Annotated in this window: 1 protein-coding gene; it reads left to right on the plus strand. The window is 41.1% G+C overall.

Annotated features, from left to right (window positions below; all coding sequences use genetic code 11):
- On the plus strand, positions 1–577 hold a 577-nt coding region (locus HNS40_RS22670; protein WP_216664212.1), incomplete at both ends, for a hypothetical protein.

Here is a 577-nt window from a genome sequence, read left to right on the forward strand (position 1 = left end):
GATATTTCAGTGGTAACAGACGAAGCTGATAATTGTACAGCTAACCCAACAGTAGCTTTCGTATCCGATTCTGATGATGGATTAAGCAATCCAAAAACAATCACAAGAACATATTCAGTAACAGACGACTGTGGAAACACAATTAATGTAACACAAGACATTATTATAGAGGATGCTACGAATCCAGTATTCGCAGCAGCCCCAGCCGATGTCACTGTAACATGTATCGACGATGTCCCAGTGATGAGCAATTTATCTTGGACAGATAATTGCGATGGTTCAGGAAGTGTAGCCGGAACAGACGCTGCTATAGTTGGCACAGATTGTAACGGAACTGTCACCAGAACATGGACTTATACAGATGGAGGCGGAAATACAGCATCTACAACACAGACTATTACAGTCTTAGATAATGTAAATCCAACAGCAAGCAATCCAGCCAATATTACCATAGAATGTATCGCCAGTTTACCAACGGCTGATATTTCAGTGGTAACAGATGAAGCAGATAATTGCACAGCTAATCCAGTTGTCGCCTTTGTAAGTGATGTGGATGATGGAAATACAAATCCCAAGA

Source organism: Lentimicrobium sp. S6, assembly GCF_013166635.1.
In the GTDB taxonomy this organism is placed as follows: domain Bacteria; phylum Bacteroidota; class Bacteroidia; order Bacteroidales; family UBA12170; genus UBA12170.